The sequence below is a fragment of the Clostridium tepidiprofundi DSM 19306 genome (assembly GCF_001594005.1).
Taxonomy (GTDB): Bacteria; Bacillota; Clostridia; order Clostridiales; family Clostridiaceae; genus Clostridium_AC; species Clostridium_AC tepidiprofundi.
The window spans coordinates 1-21,091 of record NZ_LTBA01000034.1 but is presented as its reverse complement, the minus strand read 5'-3'; the positions used below and the strand labels follow the sequence as shown (position 1 = coordinate 21,091).

The following is a 21,091-nucleotide window of genomic DNA, read 5'->3' as shown; positions in this document are numbered from 1 at the left end:
AGAAAAAAACGAATGTTACAAATAGATATTATTGAAGATATAAGAGATGAAAGATTTACTATAGAAGAAGACTGGATTAATCCAATATTTGCTAAGACATAATTTAAAAACAAAACTGGAAATTAATTATTAAAATTTCTTGGGGTAGGGGGAGGTGTAACTATTTTTAAGACCTATCGGTTTGCAGGCTTCCCAGTTATTCAAGTAAATGTTAAAAAAATAAATTTTAGTAAAAACAAATTTTTAACTGGAATTTTGATGCGAAATCTCTGCTAAAAAATACCTTTTATTGAAATATAGTTCTTATAGTAATATAATGTTACTATGGGAGCTATATTTTTATACTTATGATTTTATGATTTAGTTTGTAAAACAATGAGGTTTTGTATTATGCTGTATTTTTTCATTGTAATATAATTGTAATATATATATTATAAAAATATAAATTACGAAGTGAAGGTTGTATGTATTGTTTTAGCGATTAGAGACTGGAGCAAAGTCACCAGTCACCAATCGCCAGTTGACAGGAAAAATTGTGATTTTGATGGAAATTAGAGATTAGAGATTGGAGATTAGTGATTAGGGATTAAAACAAAGTTACTAATCGCTAGTTGTTAGAAAAAATTGTGATTTTGATGGAGATTAGAAATTAGAGACTAGATATTTGAGATTAGTGATTAGAGAGTAGTTGTTGGGGGGAAAATATGAACAAGTCAAAGATTACATCTATTATTATAGTGATATTTATTGGTATACTTGTAATAGGATATATATTTCTCAGTTATAATTCGTATAATTTGAGAATGATTCATGAAAATGGAAGAGTTGTTGCAAAAATTGGAAATGAAGAATTTACGTCAGGGGACATAGAAAAATTTCAAAAGTATAGAGAGAAATTGATGGAGGAGGAAATTAAAAAAGATCCGTCTGTTAGAAAATATTATGAGGAAAAAGGACTGTTAAAAGTACCTTATAGAAAATTATTAGAAACTATGATTGAAACAGAATTGCTAATTCGTGAAGCTGAAAGAACTGGACTTATAAAGGATGCAATAAAAGCTGCCAAGAAGCAGGTGAGATTTCAAAAAGCAATTGTAAATGGAGAAAAAATAACATTTAAAGATGGAACTAAAATCAGTCAGGAAGATTTTAATAAATTGAAGGTTGAATTTACAAAACAACGTGATGAAACATTGAGAGAAAAGGGAATAACAGAAAAAGAATATTGGGATAAGTATCTTATCCAAAATTATATAAGAGGCATTGCAAGTAAGATGATGAGCGATAAAATACTTCAAGATGCTTCAAAGCAAATCAAAAATCAAAATTCTAAGGAAACTCAAAAATTAATACAGTATATTTATGATAAGAATATACAAAAAATGAAACAGGAATATAAGGTTGTTATTTATTATGATAGATTATAAAAATAGAGACTTGCTTTACTGTAAGCCTCTATTTTTATAATTTTTATCTTTCTATACCAAAGAATGCCACAAAAAGAGTGTCAGGTCCGGCATGGCTACCTATTACAGGGCCAATACAATTGATAATCACTTTTTTTACTGATATTCTTTTAAGTATTTCATTTTTTAGCTTTTCAGCATCTTCTATGCAATCCCCATGGCCAATTACAATTGTTTGATTTTCAGGATTTAAAATTCTTTCTGAACAAATTTCTGCAAGTTTCAAAATTGATTTATTTCTTCCTCTAATCTTTTTAATAGGAACTATTTTGCCTTTGTTATTTATATGCAGAACAGGTTTAATATGTAAAAGTGTTCCTATTATTGCTACACCAGGAGATAGTCTGCCGCCTCTCTTTAGATGAATAAGATCGCTTACAGTTAAATAAGTGTTTAAATTTTGTTTGCTATTTTCTAAAAAATCAACAATTTCGTCTATAGATTTGCCTTGAGATTTCATTTCACAAGCTTTTATTACAAGTAGCCCTTCGCTTAAGGAAGCTGAAAGCGAATCAACTATATAAATTTTTGCGTTTGGAAATTCTTCTAATATCATATTTTTAGCTAAATGAGCATTATTCATTGAGCCACTCAGAGAAGAAGAAAGACCTATATATAGTATACTTTTATTTTCATTTACATGTTTTTTGTACATTTCATAGAAAGTTGAAACGTTTATTTGAGATGTGGTGGGCGTTGAGCCTTTTCTCATATCGTCAAATAGTTTTTCATGAGTTATATTTTGACCAAAGTTATCCAAATATTCTTTGCCTTCATAAGAAAGTGTCATAGGAATAGATGAAATATTATTTTCTTTTACAAATTCTAAAGGTAAATCACTGCAACTATCGGTTAATATTACAAATTCGTTCATTACATCACTTCTCCTGTTTATCATAAAATTTTTTCTAGAGCTATAAGTGCTGCACCTAATGCACCTACTATTTGAGGTTCATCAGGAATAATAATATCTGATTCAAGTTTTTTTTCAATACATTTAACTACGCCTATATTTTTTGCTACACCTCCTGTCATCATGTATGCTTCTTCCTTACCAACTCTATTTATTAGTGTCATTGTTTTACTCGCTACTGAATTACATAATCCATGTATTATATCAGATTTTTCTTTATTTTCTGCAATGAGAGTAATAACTTCAGATTCAGCAAAAACTGTACACATACTTGAAATTACTATATTTTCCTTCCATTTCAAAGATTCTTTTCCCATTTCTGTTAAATCGACTTCTAAAGTTTTTGCCATCATATCAAGAAATCTTCCAGTTCCTGCTGCACATTTATCATTCATAGCAAAATCTTTTACTTTACCGTTATTATCTAATAGGATTACTTTGCTGTCTTGTCCTCCAATATCTATTATTGTTCTCACATTAGGATTTATAAAATGAGCACCTTTACCGTGGCATGTTATTTCTGTAACTTGTTCATTAGCAAATGGTATACTTACACGTCCATATCCTGTTGATACTATATAATCAATATTTTGAATAGTTATGTTAGCTTTTGCAAGAGCATCATATATAGCTTTTTTTGCACCAAGAATGCTTTTTGCACCTGTTTTTGTAATTGAATATGATAGTATGTTTTTGTTACTATCAAGTATTACTACATTAGTTGAAGTAGAACCTATATCGATTCCAGCAGCAATTTTAGTATTAATTCTAAATGATTCATGAGAATTTGTAAAGCTATACTTTGTTTTTTTAGATTTAATGGATTCAATAAAGGCATCTATTCTGGTTTTTAATTGTCCTTCAGATTTTAAAGTATAGTCAGTTTCTATTTTTAAAATAGGAATATTGATATTTTTTTTAATTTTAGCAAAATCATATCCATAATAATCGCAGAATTTTATTGTATGATAAATAATTCCATTTAAATCATTATCGGTTATTAAAACATCGTGTCTTTTTTCGGTTTCAGCCATTCTCATACATGGAAATTGAGTGAAAAGTTGCTTTGAATATTCCATTATTATATTATATTTATAATCGTTTTTTGTATTGTTCTCTGATGGAAATTCATAATGTACGAAATTATCATAACATGTAAGATTATGTTTTATATTTAATTCATAGTTTTCAATAAAGTTCATTAAAGGAGGACTGAATCTTGCACCTATAAGGGCAATGTTCAAAGCATTTTGTGTTGGTGATTTTCCCAATATTTTACTATTGCTAGTGTTTTCATTAATAATTTTTTTAAAAATATCCATATTAAAATCAGAGTTAAAGGTTTTTTCGCAGTATGTTATGAATTTTGAGATTTCATTAAAAAACAATTTTTGAGAACAACAATTAAATTTTCTTGGAAGATCGATGATGTAAATAAAATTTAAATTTAAATTATTTTTTAATATATCATATAGTCTTCTTATACTATCACAGCAGTTAACCAAGACTATTTTATCTATTTTTTTATTTATACATTCTTCGAGAACTGCTTTAGTATATGTACATATATTAGAATGCATAAGTGCATCGGCATTATCAAAACTATATATCGAAGGTTCTATTCTAATAGTTTGTTCTCCAAAGGCCTGTAGTATTTCAATAGGAGTATATTTACAAATATAACCTATCATTTCAAACACCTCCATGATTTGGTGAGTTAAGTATTTCAAAAAATGCTTCTAATCTAGTTTTTAGTTGCCCACTTGAGGAGTTACGTCTGTCAACTCCATCAATGTCTATGGAGAGATATGGTATATTCTTTGATTTTAAAGATTCTTTAAGTAGATTTGAGCCTCCACTTGATTGCTTACATCCCCATTGACAGAAATTGATGATTCCATTTGGTTTTGAAATATCTATGATATTATTTATGGCATCTATTTTTCTTTGAAAATCTCCATTATATATATTTGTCAACATTTTTTTTGCTAGTGAATTAAAAGGTCTATCTATATCTAATTCTTCAAGGTTATCATAATTCAAATCAATACCTATGAATTGATAATCTTTATTGTAGTTAAAATAATTCCTTAGATTTTCATCATAAAAAGGAATTACATGTATCCCAAAAACTGAATTTCCGCTCTTATTAGGGTAAGTTTTAATTTCCTCGGCAATCATTTTATAAAACTCATATGTTTCTTTGCGTCCCATACCAGCATGGGTAAGTATAAGCTTTGACATTTCTAGTGTAATATGATTTGGAAAGTACTTTGTAGCTGAACTTTTAAGAAAACTTTTCATATACATTTTTGTTTTATTTTCTCTAGCTAGTATTTCTTTTAATTTATTTATATCAAATTTTTTACCTGTAATGTCTTGTATCATATCAATCACTTCTATTAATTGATTTTTTACATATTCTTCAGCTTCTAAACTGTATTCATAAGGTACATCAATAACATAATGGGGTATGTCTAATTTGTTTGAAATATATTTAAATGTGTTGATATTTGCATCACATATCATAGATGATGTAATTGAGAACTTCATCTTAGGCAAAACACTTTCTTCAACAGCGCCTATAAAAGATTTGTGATAACTGCATAATGTTTCTGAAATACCAATGTTTTCAGCAGCATTAATAAATACATCTTCACAATATAAACCCGAAAAGAAAGTAGCAATGGCTTCAACAAACATAGGAAAAATATCAAATACGTGAAGTATTTCAGTTGGTGCAAATAAATTTACGTATGCAGATTGTTCAGGATATTTCAGTGGTTCATATATATATTTAAACATAGTTTTATTTAGATATTGAAGAGATTTAGGTATGCTATCATAAGGGAATTTCGACCATCTTATGTATTGAAGATAAGCTCCTAATCTTATTAATTTATATGCATTATTTGGAGAATCATTATATAAATTTTTCTTGATTAGTTTGCTATAAAATTTAATCAAATCCATCATGTACACCTCCAAATTCATTATATCACCCCAGGGGTGCAAAATATAGATTAAATGGTATATTTTGCACCCCTGGGGTAGAATTTGCAGAAAATTTTAAATAAGCTAAATATTTTAACAAAAGTCATAAATTTAATTATTATTAAAACTCGAAAAATATCAAATAATGCGGTAAAGTGAATAAATGAAAGAAAAAATGAGTATAATACATGTAATTAATTGTGAGTATAAAATATAATGGTTAGTTTAGGATATTGAAGTATGTTATTATTTAGACGAACTTATAATTACGTAAGGAGGAATAACTATGGAACAGAAAAGAAAATTATCCCATAATGCTTATGGGGGATGCCATGGTGATGATTATGTGCCATTTGTACCGACAAATGAGGCCATGCCAGAAACGACAGTAATATCTATCATCATGGGAATTATGTTTGCGTGTGTGTTCGCTGCTGCAAATACATATTTGGGTCTTAAAGTTGGATTAACTATTTCAGCTGGTATACCAGGTGCTATACTTGCAACAGGTCTTTTGAAGGGGATTTTTAGAAGAAATAATATATTAGAGGCTAATATGGTTGCATCTATAGCTGCTATGGGTGAATCTATTGCCGGTGGTATTATATTTACTCTTCCAGCTATTATTTTGTGGGGAATGCATTTAAAGCTTTCAACTATAGTTGTAGTTACTGCTTTAGGAGGACTATTAGGTGTATTCTTTGTTTCACCATTAAGAAGATATCTTATTGTTGAAGAACATGGTAAGCTTACATACCCTGAAAGTATGGCTGCTGCTGAAGTGCTTGTAACAGGAAGTGAAGGTGGAGCAGGATTTAAAACAGTAATGCTTGGATTGTCTACTGGCGGCATGTATAAATTACTATCAGGTGGTTTTGCGTTGTTCTCAGATTCTCCTGAATGGGTTATAAAACCTATGCAGGGAACTATTTTTGGATTCAATAATGTAGCATCTCTTATGGGTGTTGGATTTATAGTTGGTCTTAGAGCTTCACTATTTATGTTTGGAGGAGCTTTACTTGCTTGGTTAGGACTTATGCCTTTAATAATGTATGTTGGACATGGACTACAAACTCCATTGTTTCCATCAACTAAATTAATAGCTAATATGGATGCATGGGAAATATGGAGTAGTTATATAAGATATGTGGGTGCAGGAGCTGTTGCAACAGGAGGTATTATAAGCCTTATTAAGTCTATGCCTACAATTGTAAAATCATTTAAAGCTGCTATGGGTGGAATAGGAGCAGGAACAGGTGCAACTCAAAAGAGAACAGATATTGATGCTCCAATAACATGGGTTATTGCTGCTGCGATATTAGTATTCTTGTTATCTTGGTTATTACCAATAGTACATGTTGGAATTGTTGGTTCAATAATGATTATATTGTTTTCATTTTTCTTTTCAGTTGTATCTGCAAGAATGGTTGGAATCATTGGGGCTTCAAACAATCCAGTATCAGGTATGACTATAGCAACATTATTATTTGCAACTGCTGTATTAAGAGCAGTAGGCTATGTTGGTGACAAAGGAATGGTTGTTGCAATAATAGTTGGAGGAATTGTGTGTGTTGCAATAGCTGTTGCAGGTGGTACAGCACAGAGTTTAAAGACTACATACATAATAGGTGGTACTCCAAAAAATGTTCAAATTGGTATGTATATAGGGTTAGCAGTAGCATCTGTATGTGCTGGAGCTGTATTATTAATGCTTAATGATGCATACAAAATTGGTTCAGCTGCGATACCAGCACCACAGGCTGGTTTGATGTCAATGGTTGTTAAAGGTGTTATGACTGGCGACCTTCCATGGCTTTTAGTTATTGTTGGTATTGTAATAGCTATATTCTGTGAGTTAGCTAAGCTTCCAGTTCTGACAATAGCTTTAGGAATATATCTACCAATTCATTTAAGTGCAGGCGTACTTTGTGGTGGTATTGTTAGAGTATTTGTTGAAAAGAAATTTAAAAAGAATGAAACACAGCAAAAAGAACATATTGAAAAGGGAATTTTACTTTCTTCTGGCTTAGTTGCAGGAGATGCTTTGATGGGTATAATTGTTGCTGTATTTGCAACACTAAAAAATTCTCATGTAATAAATTTTGATATTGCATTTGGTAAACATTTTGCAACTGCAATTACAGGAAGCAATTTATTAGCAACAATTATGTTCTTATTATTAGGAATTTGGATTTATAGATATTCAATAAAGACTGAAAACTAATTAATTAGTATATAAATATTTGATAAGAGCCTGTATTGGCTCTTATCTACTATGTAGGTGATAGTGATTATGTTTAATAAAAAGAATAAGAATAAAGATAGAAAACAAGACAATTTTTTATTATATATACCTCAGAGGAAACATGATGATTGGGAAGTTAGGAATGGACGTGTTTATTTAAACTTTTATCATAATAAGCCTGTTGAAAAATTTGTAAGATGGCTGTTTAAGAAACCATATAAAAGTGATATTGAGCTAGATGAAAGAGGAACAACCGTTTGGCAGCTTATGGATGGTAAGCGTACTGTATATGATATATCAAAGGAATTGAGTAAGAAATTTGGGGATGATGAAAAAACAAGTAATCAGAGACTTATAATGTATTTGAGATATTTGGTGAGAGAAGGTTGGATATCTTTCAGAAAAGAAGATGAATAAGAAATATATAAAAGGAAATATTTTAATTATTATATAATATTGTAATAAAAATCTGATATAATTTTATGTGAAAGCAAAAATGATAGAAAGGGGGAATCCTAGCTTAGAATATTAAGTTGTTTTAGGCACATATTCTAAGTCTGGAGTATTTATTATGGAATTAAATAAACATATTGATGAGATGAAAGAAGACATAATAAAGTCAACTGCTGACATTGTGAAGATTAAGAGTGTTGAAGGAGAACCTAAAGAAGGTATGCCTTTTGGAGAGGGACCATATAAAGCACTTGAAAAAGCCTTAAGTATTGCACAAGAGTTAGGTTTTAAAACAGTTAATTTGGATGGCTATGTAGGATATGCTGAGTATGGTGATGGAGAGGATTATGTAGCTGCACTTGGACACTTAGATGTTGTACCAGAAGGTGAGGATTGGATTTATCCTCCATACGGTGCAGAGATACATGATGGTAAAATGTATGGAAGAGGAACAACAGATGATAAAGGTCCAATCATTGCTTCTTTATATGGACTTAAAGCAATAAAAGATTTGAATTTACCTATTTCTAAAAGAATAAGGATTATATTCGGTACAAATGAAGAAACAGGAAGTAAGGAATTGGAGTATTATTTAGGAAGAGAAAAACCACCTGTTTTAGGATTTACACCAGATGCAGATTATCCTATCATTAATGGTGAGAAAGGCATAACTATTTTCAGCATTGTGAAAGATTTTAAGAAAAAGATGGATGGAGATATAATAATAAAGGAAATAAAAGGCGGTCAAGCTCCTAATATGGTTCCTGATTATTGTAATGCAGTTATTGAAGTTAGTGATAAAGATACCATTATGAATGAGGTTAAGGCATTTGCAAAGGAAAGAGGATATGATTTATCTGCTGAAATACAAGAAAATTCGGTTATAATAAAATCTAAAGGGGTATCTGCTCATGGAAGTTTACCTGAGTTAGGTAAAAATGCTATAATGCAATTATTTGAATTTCTTGGTAAAATTGATTTGGGTAACAATGATGTTTCTGAGTTTGTAACATTTATGAATAAATATATTGGTATGGAAGTACATGGTGAGTCATTTGGATGCTATCTTGAAGATGAAGTTTCAGGAAAACTTTCATTTAATTTGGGTGTAATAGATATGAATGAAGATAAGGTTGATGTGGTTCTTAATCTAAGATATCCTGTTACAAAAAAACTTGAAGATATGATGGAGCCATTCAATGCTAGAATAAAAGAATTTGGCATTAGAGTTGAAAATTTTGAACATCAAGAGCCATTATATTTTTCACCTGAGCATCCATTAATAAAATCACTTCAAAAGGTATATACAGAGCAAACTGGTAAAGAGGCTAAATTGGTTTCAATTGGTGGCGGAACATATGCAAAGGAAATGCCTAATATTGTTGCTTTTGGGCCTATGTTCCCTGGTGAGCCAGATACTATCCATAAGCCAAATGAGTATATTGAAATTGATAATTTAATAATAAATGCAAAGATATATGCTCATGCATTATATGAATTAGCAAAATAGATAAAATAAATATCAAAGTATATAAAATAGATGCAATATATAAACTCCCCATAGTGTTTAATGGGGGGTTTTATAATTTTAATTTTACATATTATCAATAAATGTATATAATTATGAGTATATGATTTAAGAAACGGTAGAAAACTTAAAAGAGAGGGATTCGTATGATAATAAATGATATAAAGATAGGTAAGATAGATTTACCTCTTATTAAAACATATAGAAAAGCTCGTAGGATTATAGATACACCAGAAGAAATTGTTATCAAAGTGGTAGCCGATACAGGTGAAATTGGTATAGGAAGTGCTGCAGCAACAGCCTCAATAACTGGAGATATAGAATGTTCAATTATCAATGCTATAAAATATATAAAACCTCAACTCATTGGTAAGGATATTGATAATTTAGAAGGACTTATGAAAATTATTGATAATTCTATTGTTAATAATAGCAGTGCAAAGGCAGCGCTAGACATGGCTATTTATGATTTGTTTGGCAAGAAGTATGGTATTGCTCTTTATAAATTATTTGGAGGATATAAAACCAATTTAATAACAGATTTAACTATTTACTATGGAACTGTTGAAGAGATGGTTACAAAATCACTTGAAGCAATAATGCAAGGGTATACTCATTTGAAAATAAAAGCATCTTCAGATATTGAGGCATCACTTGAAAGAATAATTGCAATAAAGAAAGCAGTAAGAAAGGGTATAAAAATAAGAATTGATGCTAATCAAAGCTGGAGACCTAAAGAAGCAGTTAAGACTATTAGAAAACTAGAAGATATGGGATTGGATATTGAATTCGTTGAGCAGCCAGTTAAGGCATGGGATTTAGAAGGATTGAAATATGTTACAGATAATGTGGAGACTAATATATTGGCAGATGAATCTGTTTTTGGACCTCCTGAAGCATTCAAGATAATCAAAGACAGAAGTGCTGATTTAATAAATATCAAGCTTATGAAATGTGGAGGATTTCATAATGCAATAAAAATATGTAACATGGCAGAAACTATGGGTATAAAATGTATGATGGGGTGTATGCTCGAAAGTAAGATAGGTATTACTGCTGCAGCAAGCTTGGCTGTTGCAAAGGTTAATATGACAAAGGCAGATTTAGATACAATGATTTTATTTAAAGAAGATTCTATTGTAGGTGGAGCAATAGTTGATGGCAATCAAATTACAGTAGTTGATGAACCAGGGCTTGGAATCAAAGAAATTAAGGGATGGCAAGAAACATTGTAAATGCTCGAAAAGAAGGTGAATATATGAGTGGAACAAATATTGAAAATGAATTGAAACAAGCAATAGAAATGAATGTTGAAGAGGAAAGACTCAAATATACTCTGAAATTAATAAATGATGAGATTTTAAAATATATTGCCTATAGAAAGAAGTTTAGTGAATATATTGTTAATTATAGGAAAAATATTATTGAAGAATATAGAGATGATGAAGATAAGATAGTTGAATATTTTGATCATGAGAGATTCATAAAAGAAGAAACATATAATGCTGTTGATAAAAAATTAAATGAATTAACAGTGCTTAAAAATTCACCGTATTTTGGGAGGGTAGATTTTTCAGAAGAGGATTTTGGAGTTGAGAGATTGTATATTGGAAGATTTGGACTAACTCCAGAAGGATATGATGAACCGGTTGTTATGGATTGGAGAGCGCCAGCGGCTTCATTGTTCTATGAAGGGAAATTAGGAGAAACATATTATAAGGCACCTATTGGTAATATAAAGGCCAATGTTTTAGCTAGAAGACAATATATTATCAATAAGGGAAAACTTGAGGGAATGTTTGATACAGAAGTTAACATAAAGGATGAAATATTGCAAAAAGTTTTAAGTAAGAACGCAGATGATAAGCTTAAAGATATAGTTACAACAATTCAAAAAGAGCAAGATGAAATTATAAGAGAAGATAAATATACAACTGTTGTTGTTGATGGTTGTGCTGGTAGTGGTAAGACTACTGTTGCACTTCATAGAGTTGCATATTTGCTATATAATTATAGAAATATACTTGAGGATAAGGTTCTTATATTAGGTCCTAATAATATTTTTATGGAATATATTTCAAATGTGCTTCCTTCATTAGGAGAAACGGCTGTTAAGCAGACTACATTTACTGAACTAGCAAAGTATTTGTTACAATTATATGATGTTATGCCATATAAGGATTATATGGAAAAGATATTGAAAAATGATAGTGAATTTATAGATGAAGTATTGTATAAAACTTCAGAAAAGTACATTGAAAAATTAGATGCAATAATTGATGATTTGGATAAAAATTATTTTAAGTATAAGGATGTTGAATTTAGAGGTAAAATAATTATCTCAAAAGAAGAAATTTATGACTTGCATAAATACTATGGTACCATGCCTTTATTTAAGAGAAGTAAAAAAATCAAGAGAATTATTTATTCAAAATTAAAAGATTACAGGGATGAGCTTATAAGAAATATTGAAAAAAGATTTAAAGAAGAAATAAATAGATACAATGAGAAGCAGTTGAATATTGAGATTACAAATTTAGAATTTAGAAGAAAAATAGAAATCAGAGATGTTATAAAGGAATTAATGCAAATTAAAAAAAGTATAGATTGGCTTGATAATCCAGACTGTATAGATATTTATAATAGATTTAATGGAAGTAAACAATTAACTATTGATGACTTAGCACCAATACTATATCTTAAAATAAAACTTGAAGGATTTAGGTTGGAGAATGAAATAAAGCATGTTGTAATAGATGAAGCACAAGATTATAGTAAACTACAATTTTTAGTTATAAAGGATATTACAAAGACTCCTGCTTTGACAATACTAGGGGATACGAATCAGAGAATTTTACCTATATGCGGCAAAATTCCAATGAATACTATAGATGAAATATATGATAATTTAAAAATCAAGAAATTTAAACTCATTAAAAGTTATAGATCAACTAAAGAGATTATGGAATTTGCTAATAATTATTTAGATGAAAATAAAATAGTTCCTCTTGTAAGAAGTGGGGCAGCTGTTGTAGAAAAAAATATTAATTCATATGAAATACTAACAGAGGTTGCTATAGATAAAGTAATGAGATATAGAGAAAAGGGCTATGAAAGCATAGCTATTATTACTAAAGATTTAACTATGGCAAGGAAAGTATTTGATAGCATAAAGAATAGAATACATGTAAGAATAATAGACAATGAAAATGTTATATATCACAGTGGAATTGTTGTGTTACCATCATATTTTGCCAAAGGGCTAGAGTTTGATACCGTTATATTTATAAATGATTGTGGAGTTAAAGACAATAAAAAATTAAAATACGTAATGGCTACTAGAGCATTACATGAATTATATGTTGTGAATATAATATAAGACATTTTCACAAAATATACATCGCATCTTTGACTTGTTATTTTCTTTCAAATGCCTAATACTAATAAGAGCTGCATCAATGCAGCTCTTAAATGCTATTTTTTAAGTTCAGTTTCATATTTGGATATTCTTGCTATTATATTTTCAAATAATTTATCTATTTCTTCAAATTTCATATTTGGTACATAATAAGTTTCTAGTTTATCATGAATTGTTTTAGCTTTAAATATACTGTCAAGACCTTTGTTTAGCAGACTATAAAATTCGTTTTTAGATTCTTCTATTTGAGAATTGTATTTTTTAATCAAATTAGTATTTATCATATTTTCTAAATTGATTTCATGACCATTAAAGTTCTTATTGTTTATTTCATTAGAAGTAAGAATTGCAGTACCTATTTCAGGGAATAATAAGTGTTCAATTCTATCAGGAATTAAAGGAGAATGAAGAACTTCAATGTAATATCCTCTTTTCAAGCCTTCTTGCAATAAGTACTCCAATATAATATGCTTGCCAATAGTAGGAGGACCGCTTAATACATATTTAGTATTTAAATCAGCTGATAAATTTTCTATGAAAGTAACTATACCATCTGGAGTAAAAGCTGTAGCAAACATGTGCCTTTCCGAACCAGGCAAATCTATTTTTTTGTTTAGAATTTCTTCTTTTAAATATTCACTCATTAAGTTCAATTTTGAATAGTTTAAGTTATCATTGTAGTAGCTGCACCAGTCATCATGCACTAGCTTTGCAGCAGCAATATACTTATAAGCTCTTTTAAATGTTTTTCCTACTTCCTTATTCATTTCTATTACATTATTTCTGTATTTTTGGAAACCTTCTTCATTCCAATATTCCCCCATATTTAGGATTTCGTCTACTGCTCCAGGATTTATGGGGTCTACAACATGAGGTGCTGTCCCATCTAAAAAGACAACATTTAAGCCTTTAATTACAACACCATCAAGAGAATTATTATCTGATGAGCAGTGTTGGTATTCTATGTCGTATCCTTTTTCATTGTAATATTCACCTATTTTTTTCATAAAAGATGATTTACCTGTGCCTGGACCTCCCTTTATACAGAATATTCTCTTAGCCTTGTTTTGAGGCATAATATACCTGTAAAGAGAATAGAATCCTTTAGAAGTGTTACCTCCTGGGAAATAATGCTTTACTTTACCTTTCATATAATCACACTCCATAATTTCATATCAGTATATTATATTTAAAATGAAAAAAAATGTTAATATTTTTTTGAAATATTAACATTTTCTTATTTATTTTATTTTATGGAATATAGAATGAGCTCAGTAGCTTTATTTTTGAAAATGCCTTACTTGATACTGATGTAATTTCTATCAACAGTTATAATTGCGGAGCAATTAGGGTGGATTTCTCTTAATTTTTTATTTATTTCTGTTTTCAAATTTTCTTCATCAGAACTATTGAATATCACATCAGATTTTATAACTACATCGAAAATATAATTTTTATAATTTCCTTCTCCTACTATTCTAAAATCATGTATTGAATCGATTATAGGAAAAAATTTAATCAAATTTTCTATTTCTTTCTTAGCAGTATTAACTTCAACATCATTTGTATTTATTGGATCCATGTGAATTACAAGTGATATTCCTAATTTTTGTGAAATTTCCTTTTCTGCTTTATCTATTATTTCATGAATTTTTACTATCGATTCATCACAAGGTACTTCTGCATGTATTGAAGCAATACATTTATTAGGACCATAATTATGAATAATAAGATCATGAACTCCTGTTATATATTCATATTCTAATAAGCTCGATTGAATATTTGTAACAAGGTTTGGATCAGGAGGTTCTCCTAGTAAAGGATCCAGTGTTTCCTTTATTAAAGATATTCCCGAATATACTATAAATAATGCCACAACTATACCGATATAACCATCTATTGGAAATGTAACCCATCTAGATAATAGCAACGATAGTGCAACTACACTAGATGTTATTACATCTGCAAAAGCATCAGAAGATGATGCTTTTAGAGCCTGTGAATTTATGGCTTTACTAAGAAAAAGATTAAATTTGCTTATCCATAATTTTAGACATATAGATAGTAAAATTAATATAAAAATTGCAATATTAAAATTTATTTTAGTTGGGTGCAGTATCCTATTGAATGATGTTTTAATAAATTCTAAACCAACCATTAGAACCAAAAAAGCGACAACTAAAGCAGAAATATATTCAATTCTGCCGTGTCCGAAAGGATGTTCTTTATCAGCAGGTTTATTTGATAATTTGAATCCTAGAATAGTAATTAATGAAGATGCAGAGTCAGATAAGTTGTTAAATGCATCTGCTGTTATAGCTATACTATGCGATATCAAACCCAATGAAAATTTAATACAGAATAATATAATGTTTAAAATAACACCAACTATTCCTCCAAGGTATCCATATGAGTTCCGTACTTTGATATCGTTAGTTTTTTCATAATTTTTGATGAAGTGTTTAACTAAAAATTTTGAAATCATCAAGTAACTCCCTTCTAAAGATATACTAATATTATAATATTTATTTGAGTTAATGTACAATTTTTTTTAATAAGCGGGTAATAACTTGTAGCGAGGCCTTTTTAGATTGTTCTAATATACTAGATTTTGCATCTATCTGGTTTCGATTATTCCATGTTCTTTTTTTAGACGTACTTAGGTATAGTAAAAAATAACCATTCTTACTTAAAAGAATGGTTATTTTTTAAGTAACTATATTTTTAATATTAAAATAACTAATCCCACAATTTTTACAATAATATCCTCTAATATAAGATGAAGCATCAAAGATTTTATAAGTGATGTTATTGAGATTAATAAAATCAAGATGATCGTAATTGAATCTGGTAAAAGCTGATTTGGCATAAAATTTTCCATATAAGATATCATTGTTACAAGTTAAGCATTTTTCATGTATATGTTCAACATTCAACCAAGCATCACCACAGTTAATACAATAATAGCCTATACAATGTTCTTTATAGGGTATTAACTTTATAGGTTTTGAATTGGAACAAAATTCTGAAAAAAACAGATGTCCAGTAGTTCCCCAAAAACGTTCAATTACACTTGCATCGAAATAAATTTTTCCATATAGCATATCTTGTTTACAATTAATACAATTCATAAGCAATTCCTTTCTTTAACTTATAAGTATAGCTTTTTTAGGCGTTTGTTATATTTAATCACTCTGCTTAAAAAATTTCTTATAAATTTACTTCAATATCAATTGTGGAATTTTCGTTTTCATCAATAATTTCAACGGAAACTTTGTTTACAATTGTAGTAAAAGTTTCTTTAATAGTTTCAACATCTTTAAAGGCTTTATTCAACTCATTTCTTGAAGTGAAATTTCCAAGTGTCATGTGAGGCAAGAATGTATTTTCATTTAACCACTCTGGTTTATATTGTTCTAAAATACCTGTATATAACTTTAAACTAAGTTTTTTTATATCATCAATACCTTCATTCAATGATAAAAATAGATACTTTCCTAAAGTATTATCTATTTTTATTATATCGCCCATAGTTAATCTGAAGGGTTTCATTCCCGTAAGAACTTTTTCCACATGTTCTTTGATTTCAGATGATGTAATATTACTTTCAAATGTAAATACCAAAGTAATATGTGGCCTAACATGATTAGCAAGCGGATCATATTTTTCTCTTATACCATCTATTATGTTAATATTATCAAATTGAGGAAATACCATTATAGTTCTTCTATTCATGTTACAGTTCAAATTAATCACCTATCCATCACTATATTTTGTATAATTATAATGTTTTTATCGATTATACAAAAGTCCACTTTTATAAGTGTGAGATTGAAGATTTTTGTTTCAGGCGGAGTAGAGTAGTAACCTAAGGTCTTGATGGTTTACTTTAGCAAAACGAGTTCAATTAAGGAAGTTTTATTAAATTTACACCAAGCACATAAGAAATCTCTTATTCTAAAATTGTCTTATTTAAAAGCTGTTTAATACTTTCTGTTGCATCAAGTAAAGGATCAATAGATTTATCATAATTTATATTATTTATTAAATCAGCTATCAATTCAGACATATCTACTTCCTTATACCATTTGGAGTCTTTAACCTTTTGAGATATATATGTTAAATTAGTTGAATATACCCTATCAATTAGACCCATTTCATAAAACTTATTAAATTTTTCAATACCTTCTGTAAACAATGCAAATGAAGTTGCTACAAATATTTTTCTAGCATTACGTTTTTTTAATTCTTTAACTATATCGAATATTGATTCACCAGAAGCAATCATATCATCAACAATTAGAATATCTTTACCTTCAACATTTCTTCCTATGTATTCATGTTGAATAATAGGATTCTTCCCGTGAACAATTATAGAATGATCTCGTCTCTTATAAAATAGCCCAACATCAACTCCTAATACACTTGAGTAATAAACCGCCCTATCCATTGCACCTGTATCAGGACTTATTACTATCATTTTTGTTTTATCTATTACTAAATCATTTTCTTCTTTTAAAAAAGTTTTAACAATTTCGTATGTTGGATACAAACTATCAAAAGATATTAGTGGTATAGCATTTTGAACATTAGGATCATGAACATCGAAAGTAATTATATGTCCTACTCCCAGCCTTTCAAGTTCCTGCAGGGCTATAGCACAATCTAATGATTCTCTCCCTCTTCTTCTATGTTGTCTTCCAGCATATAACAAAGGCATAATAACTGTTATTCTTCTTGCTTTACCACCTATTGCTGAAACAACTCTTTTAATATCTTGGAAATGTTCATCTGGTCCCTTGTGATTCTTAAACCCAAACATGTCATAAGTGCAACTATAATTTCCAACATCGCATAATATGTATATATCCTTTCCTCTAACACTTTCCTCCAATTTGACCTTACCTTCTCCGTTAGAGAATCGTATCTCATCAATGGCAATAAGATAAGATTTTTTGTTACTATCTTCAGTTTTAGAATCATTACTTACACCAATTCTTCTTTTTTTTTGAAGGTGATTATCAATTTTATTACCCATCTTTTTACAGCTTTCTAATGCTATAATACCCAATTGTCCATAACTTGTTAAGTTTATTGAATCTATACTCATGATATTAACCCCTTTATTTATATTATTTATCTATTTTCTTGTTAAATATTACATAATTAGTACATTAGTAATAATTATGTATTTGTAATTTACAATTTAACATTATTTTAAAATAACTGTTTTATTTTGTCAACTTTTTCATAATAATAGCAGAACTTTCGCATTAAAATACCAGTAAAAAATTGTTTTAACATAATCTATGATAAATCTTTCATCTCTTATATTTTCAATAATGTCTATTTGAAGCATACGTTTCTTTCTAAAACCTCTCATACATATAAAGAAATCTTTAACTCTTACTACTGTATTCATTCTTATCGAAAGTACTTCTTTAATCCAAGTGGATTTACAATATAACGCATTTGCTACTATATTATGATAAAAATCTAAATTACGAATTGAAGTTACAAGAAATACGAATGAATTCGCTATTCTAATATTATATATAATAAATTTTTCAACAATACCGAATATTGATTCACAAAAGCAATTATATCATCGACAATTAGAATATTTTTACTTTAAAAAGCTAATGTGTTTTCGTTGTCATTATTTTGTTATATAATGTTTATGTAAGTAATTATTGCCAAAAAATATGTTTTTTAAGTTTTCATTGCTTACGCTGTATTATTTTTAAGAGGAGAGCGAAAAACTATGAATATTTTGGAGACTACTAATTTAACTAAAATCTATGGTCAAAAGCCTAATTTAGTTAAGGCTTTATCTGATGTAAGTATAAGTATTGAAAAAGGTCAATTTGTAATGATAGTAGGAACTTCGGGAAGTGGCAAATCTACCATGTTACATATTATAGGTGGCTTAGATAGACCAACAAATGGTTCTGTAAAAATAGAGGGAAAGAATATATTTTCATTAAAAGAAGATGAATTAACAATATTTAGGAGAAGAAAAATAGGATTTATATTTCAAAATTACAATCTTATACCTGCTTTAAGTGTGTATGACAACATAGTATTACCTGTTGAACTTGATGGAAAAGAAGTTGACAAAAAATATTTGGACAAGATTATATTAATGCTTGGGTTAAAAGACAAACTTAATAATTTACCTAATAACTTATCAGGTGGGCAACAACAACGTGTAGCTATAGCTAGAGCATTGATAACAAAGCCAGCTATAATATTAGCTGACGAACCAACTGGAAATTTAGATAAGAAGACTTCATTAGAAGTTATGGAACTTTTAAAAGAAACAAGTGAAAGATTTAATCAAACAATAGTTATGATTACTCATAATGAGGAAATTTCAAAAATGGGAGATAGAATACTTCATATTGAGGATGGGAGAATTATAGGTGGTGAAATCAATGAGTAAGCTTAAGGAAAAGGAAGCTGTATCAAAGCTTACAAAAGGTTTTTTTAAAACTAATAAGTTAAGAAATATATTTGCAATTATAGCAATTGTATTGACTACAGTGATGTTTACGACGTTATTTACAGTTGGAATGAGTATGAAAAAATCTATGCAAGAAAGTATTATGCGACAAGTTGGTGGGAAAAATCATGCATCAATTAAATATTTATCAGAGGAACAGTATAATAATATAATAAAAAGTAATCTTATTAAGGAAAGCGGTTTTTCTATTCCACTAGGAGTGGCTGAAAATAAACAGTTAATAAAATATCCAAATGAAATAAAATATGCAACAGAAAAAGAAGCTGAATTATGTTTTAATAAACCAACAGAAGGGCATATGCCCAAAAAATATAATGAGGTAGCAATGGATACCATTTTATTAGATGCTTTAGGGGTAAGCCATAAGCTAGGACAAGAAATTGAATTGGAATATACATTAGGTAATGATAAGATAAAAGATAAATTCACTTTATCAGGAATTTGGAATGGAGATAAAGCAATTTCTTCTAGGCAAATATGGGTATCCAAAAAATATGTTGATACTAAGTTGAAAAATTATACTCCAATAAATTCACAGGATACTACAGGTAAAATTGATGCAGACATAATGTTTAAAAATGATTTTAACATAGAAAACAATGTAATAAATTTAATAATAAGTAGCGGTTATAAAGTAAATGATATAACTTATGGTGTTAATCCGGCATATTTGGTATCAGAAAATGATATTGATTTAGATGTAATAGGAGCTATTATAGGAGTTATAATATTAATAATGCTTTGTGGCTATTTAATTATATATAATATTTTTTTTATTTGTGTTTCAAAAGATATCAAATTTTATGGAATTTTAAAAATAGTAGGTACTACATCAAAGCAAATAAAATCAATAGTAATAAAGGAAGCTTTGATGTTATCTACAATAGCAGTACCTATAGGACTTATATTAGGTTATGTTACTGGTAGAGTAATAACACCTATGACTCTAAAAGAAATAGATCTATCTGTAGAAAGCATTTCTGTAAGTCCACTCATATTCATAGGAACAACTATATTTTCTATTTTAACAGTTTTAATAAGTGTTATAAAACCGGCAAAAATAGCTGGGAAAGTTAGTCCGATAGAAGCACTAAAAAATAGTGAAGTCACACCAAACAAGAATAAAATTTCAATCAAGAATACAAAAGGGAATTTATTCAGAATGGCTTTCGCGAATATATTTAATTGCAAGAAAAAGATTGCTGTAATTACTTTATCTTTGTCTTTAAGTATTATTATTCTAAATTTGACTTATATTATTGTCAATAGTTTTGATATGGATACATATTTGAGTAAAATGATATGTACAGATTTTACAATAGGTGATTCAAGATATTTTAATACTCAAATAGAGTCCACTGGCCAATATACGTTATCAAAAGATGTGCTACAAGAATTACAATCTTTATATGGAGTTAAAGAACTATAGTTGAGAAAATTTCATAACATATATTTACAATTAAATAATTTCATAAAAAATAGAGACAAATTTCACTTTTTGTTGTATAAATTATTTTGAATACAAACTTTAACAACAGGAGTGAAATT

At 28.7% G+C, this 21,091-nt stretch carries 16 protein-coding genes; 8 read left to right on the top strand and 8 right to left on the bottom strand.

What is annotated here, in order from left to right:
• Positions 1-704 precede the first annotated feature (704 nt).
• Complete coding sequence (locus CLTEP_RS10705; RefSeq protein WP_066826615.1) at positions 705-1,427, top strand: hypothetical protein; 723 nt, start codon at positions 705-707, stop codon at positions 1,425-1,427.
• A gap of 43 nt (positions 1,428-1,470) precedes the next feature.
• On the opposite strand, the gene CLTEP_RS10700 is transcribed toward CLTEP_RS10705, so the two are convergent.
• From CLTEP_RS10700 to CLTEP_RS10690, 3 genes are read right to left on the bottom strand one after another with little or no spacing between them, the layout of a single operon-like run.
• Positions 1,471-2,340, bottom strand: a complete 870-nt coding sequence (locus CLTEP_RS10700; RefSeq protein ID WP_066826613.1) for a DegV family protein — start codon at positions 2,338-2,340, stop codon at positions 1,471-1,473.
• A gap of 20 nt (positions 2,341-2,360) precedes the next feature.
• Positions 2,361-4,070 (bottom strand): acyl-CoA dehydratase activase, encoded by a 1,710-nt coding sequence (locus CLTEP_RS10695; protein ID WP_066826611.1) that lies wholly within the window; start codon positions 4,068-4,070, stop codon positions 2,361-2,363.
• Position 4,071: 1 nt separating this feature from the next.
• A complete protein-coding gene (locus CLTEP_RS10690; RefSeq protein WP_066826610.1) occupies positions 4,072-5,352 on the bottom strand; it encodes a 2-hydroxyacyl-CoA dehydratase subunit D in 1,281 nt (426 codons plus the stop codon).
• 307 nt (positions 5,353-5,659) lie between these two features.
• Here CLTEP_RS10690 and CLTEP_RS10685 point away from each other — a divergent pair, with 307 nt between their 5' ends.
• The 5 genes from CLTEP_RS10685 to CLTEP_RS10665 all read left to right on the top strand — a co-directional run bounded on the left by CLTEP_RS10685 (position 5,660) and on the right by CLTEP_RS10665 (position 12,978).
• Positions 5,660-7,597: an OPT family oligopeptide transporter gene (locus CLTEP_RS10685; RefSeq protein ID WP_066826609.1), complete on the top strand. Its 1,938-nt coding sequence runs from the start codon at positions 5,660-5,662 to the stop codon at positions 7,595-7,597.
• Between the two features lie 69 nt (positions 7,598-7,666).
• Positions 7,667-8,035, top strand: coding sequence for a PqqD family protein (locus CLTEP_RS10680; protein WP_066826608.1), 369 nt, complete (start codon positions 7,667-7,669; stop codon positions 8,033-8,035).
• 154 nt (positions 8,036-8,189) lie between these two features.
• On the top strand, positions 8,190-9,581 hold the full coding sequence (pepV, locus tag CLTEP_RS10675; protein ID WP_066826606.1) for a dipeptidase PepV: 1,392 nt from the start codon (positions 8,190-8,192) through the stop codon (positions 9,579-9,581).
• 164 nt (positions 9,582-9,745) lie between these two features.
• Positions 9,746-10,834, top strand: a complete 1,089-nt coding sequence (locus CLTEP_RS10670) for a dipeptide epimerase (RefSeq protein WP_066826604.1) — start codon at positions 9,746-9,748, stop codon at positions 10,832-10,834.
• A 23-nt stretch (positions 10,835-10,857) separates the two neighbouring features.
• Positions 10,858-12,978, top strand: a complete 2,121-nt coding sequence (locus CLTEP_RS10665) for a HelD family protein (protein WP_066826617.1) — start codon at positions 10,858-10,860, stop codon at positions 12,976-12,978.
• 95 nt (positions 12,979-13,073) lie between these two features.
• On the opposite strand, the gene CLTEP_RS10660 is transcribed toward CLTEP_RS10665, so the two are convergent.
• The 5 genes from CLTEP_RS10660 to CLTEP_RS15095 all read right to left on the bottom strand — a co-directional run bounded on the left by CLTEP_RS10660 (position 13,074) and on the right by CLTEP_RS15095 (position 18,439).
• Complete coding sequence (locus tag CLTEP_RS10660) at positions 13,074-14,168, bottom strand: PRK06851 family protein (RefSeq protein ID WP_066826602.1); 1,095 nt, start codon at positions 14,166-14,168, stop codon at positions 13,074-13,076.
• Between the two features lie 146 nt (positions 14,169-14,314).
• On the bottom strand, positions 14,315-15,502 hold the full coding sequence (locus CLTEP_RS10655) for a cation diffusion facilitator family transporter (RefSeq protein WP_066826600.1): 1,188 nt from the start codon (positions 15,500-15,502) through the stop codon (positions 14,315-14,317).
• 725 nt (positions 15,503-16,227) lie between these two features.
• A complete protein-coding gene (locus tag CLTEP_RS10645; protein ID WP_242863922.1) occupies positions 16,228-16,764 on the bottom strand; it encodes a 2'-5' RNA ligase family protein in 537 nt (178 codons plus the stop codon).
• 205 nt (positions 16,765-16,969) lie between these two features.
• Positions 16,970-18,127, bottom strand: coding sequence for a ribose-phosphate pyrophosphokinase (locus CLTEP_RS10640; RefSeq protein WP_066826585.1), 1,158 nt, complete (start codon positions 18,125-18,127; stop codon positions 16,970-16,972).
• A gap of 138 nt (positions 18,128-18,265) precedes the next feature.
• Positions 18,266-18,439, bottom strand: coding sequence for a hypothetical protein (locus tag CLTEP_RS15095; protein WP_169798786.1), 174 nt, complete (start codon positions 18,437-18,439; stop codon positions 18,266-18,268).
• Between the two features lie 342 nt (positions 18,440-18,781).
• Between CLTEP_RS15095 and CLTEP_RS10635 the strand changes: the two genes are divergently transcribed.
• Together CLTEP_RS10635 and CLTEP_RS10630 are read left to right on the top strand one after the other, a co-directional pair.
• Complete coding sequence (locus CLTEP_RS10635) at positions 18,782-19,462, top strand: ABC transporter ATP-binding protein (RefSeq protein WP_066826582.1); 681 nt, start codon at positions 18,782-18,784, stop codon at positions 19,460-19,462.
• The gene (locus tag CLTEP_RS10630) at positions 19,455-20,972 is read left to right on the top strand and encodes an ABC transporter permease (protein ID WP_066826580.1); all 1,518 of its coding nucleotides are present in this window, start codon (positions 19,455-19,457) and stop codon (positions 20,970-20,972) included. Before CLTEP_RS10635 ends, CLTEP_RS10630 begins: the two co-directional genes overlap by 8 nt.
• The last annotated feature ends 119 nt before the right edge of the window (positions 20,973-21,091 follow it).

Bases quoted from the DNA above. Each gene is read 5' to 3' on its own strand.
- CLTEP_RS10705 (WP_066826615.1), top strand. From the start codon at position 705: ATGAACAAGTCAAAGATTACATCTATTATTATAGTGATATTTATTGGT.
- CLTEP_RS10700 (WP_066826613.1), bottom strand. From the start codon at position 2,340: ATGAACGAATTTGTAATATTAACCGATAGTTGCAGTGATTTACCTTTA.
- CLTEP_RS10695 (WP_066826611.1), bottom strand. From the start codon at position 4,070: ATGATAGGTTATATTTGTAAATATACTCCTATTGAAATACTACAGGCC.
- CLTEP_RS10690 (WP_066826610.1), bottom strand. From the start codon at position 5,352: ATGGATTTGATTAAATTTTATAGCAAACTAATCAAGAAAAATTTATAT.
- CLTEP_RS10685 (WP_066826609.1), top strand. From the start codon at position 5,660: ATGGAACAGAAAAGAAAATTATCCCATAATGCTTATGGGGGATGCCAT.
- CLTEP_RS10680 (WP_066826608.1), top strand. From the start codon at position 7,667: ATGTTTAATAAAAAGAATAAGAATAAAGATAGAAAACAAGACAATTTT.
- pepV (WP_066826606.1), top strand. From the start codon at position 8,190: ATGGAATTAAATAAACATATTGATGAGATGAAAGAAGACATAATAAAG.
- CLTEP_RS10670 (WP_066826604.1), top strand. From the start codon at position 9,746: ATGATAATAAATGATATAAAGATAGGTAAGATAGATTTACCTCTTATT.
- CLTEP_RS10665 (WP_066826617.1), top strand. From the start codon at position 10,858: ATGAGTGGAACAAATATTGAAAATGAATTGAAACAAGCAATAGAAATG.
- CLTEP_RS10660 (WP_066826602.1), bottom strand. From the start codon at position 14,168: ATGAAAGGTAAAGTAAAGCATTATTTCCCAGGAGGTAACACTTCTAAA.
- CLTEP_RS10655 (WP_066826600.1), bottom strand. From the start codon at position 15,502: ATGATTTCAAAATTTTTAGTTAAACACTTCATCAAAAATTATGAAAAA.
- CLTEP_RS10640 (WP_066826585.1), bottom strand. From the start codon at position 18,127: ATGAGTATAGATTCAATAAACTTAACAAGTTATGGACAATTGGGTATT.
- CLTEP_RS15095 (WP_169798786.1), bottom strand. From the start codon at position 18,439: ATGAATACAGTAGTAAGAGTTAAAGATTTCTTTATATGTATGAGAGGT.
- CLTEP_RS10635 (WP_066826582.1), top strand. From the start codon at position 18,782: ATGAATATTTTGGAGACTACTAATTTAACTAAAATCTATGGTCAAAAG.
- CLTEP_RS10630 (WP_066826580.1), top strand. From the start codon at position 19,455: ATGAGTAAGCTTAAGGAAAAGGAAGCTGTATCAAAGCTTACAAAAGGT.